Source organism: Klebsiella sp. A-Nf5 (genome assembly GCF_002810545.1).
GTDB lineage: Bacteria > Pseudomonadota > Gammaproteobacteria > Enterobacterales > Enterobacteriaceae > Klebsiella > Klebsiella variicola.
Genome location: NZ_PIOG01000102.1, coordinates 1 through 1,005 on the forward strand (window position 1 = coordinate 1; position 1,005 = coordinate 1,005).

1 protein-coding gene is annotated in these 1,005 nt (G+C 47.8%); it reads right to left on the bottom strand.

Annotation, left to right across the window (positions count from 1 at the left end):
* Nucleotides 1-95: 95 nt before the first annotated feature.
* Nucleotides 96-1,005: LysR substrate-binding domain-containing protein (locus tag CWM53_RS10615; RefSeq protein WP_102137343.1), on the bottom strand; the 910-nt coding region annotated here is incomplete at its 5' end.

The window sequence follows — 1,005 nt, forward strand, 5'->3', positions numbered from 1 at the left end:
TTGCCTAAAATGTAGTCGATATTTTGTACTTACCAGAAAATCATTATCAGGATGGTTAACGTTGCATCCTGATATCCCGGAAAGAATAAAACTGACTATCTGAGATAATGCGCACAGTCATCTGCGCTTTTAGTTAAAAACTCTGTCAGTTCCTCAATACAGGCTTTCACCTTAAGAGGCATATTGTCGCGTGATGTGTGGAGTGCAAAAATTGACCTACTCTCTGTCCTGAAATCGCTGAACAGGACCTCAACGTTACCTTGAGCGATATCTTTTATGACCCAGATCATCGGCACGAAGGCGATTCCCCGACCAGCGCGCAGCCAGTCGATTAGTGCCAGCGAATCATTTGTTATGTAGCGACCTCTGGCACGGATGCGTATCTGACTGCCATCCCGCGAAGTCAGGTTACAGGTATTATCCGGCTGGATGTCATACTCAAGCCAGTCAAACTTCTCAATATCATCTGGATGAACAGGTCTGCCCATTTTATTCAGATAACTTACGGCCGCGCACACAACCATCGGCATACTGCCAACCTTGCGAGTATAAAGTCCTGAGTCCTCTATTTCTCCAAACCGGAGTATCAGGTCTAGCCCATGGGAAATAAGGTCGGGCGCGGGGCTCGCTGTTACCAGGTTTACACTAAGACCGGGAAACCTTTCCAGTAACTGAGCGCTGATGTGCGTAATGACATAGTGTGCCATGCTGGGTGAACACCCTATTCGCAGCACTCCCGAGGGACGTTCATTGAAGGCAAACATATTTTCATGAGTCTGCCTTGCCTCATCAAGCGTTCTACAGCATCCCCGGTAGAACACTTTCCCTGCTTCTGTGAGTGCGAGACTGCGAGTCGACCTGTTGAGTAACTTAACACGCAATTCCTCTTCCAGTTTGGATACAACCACACTTACTGAAGGCACGCTAAGGTCAAGCTGTTGGGCGGCCTTTGTAAACGAACCTGATTCGGCTACCTGTACAAATATCATCATGCTTCGGAGTGTC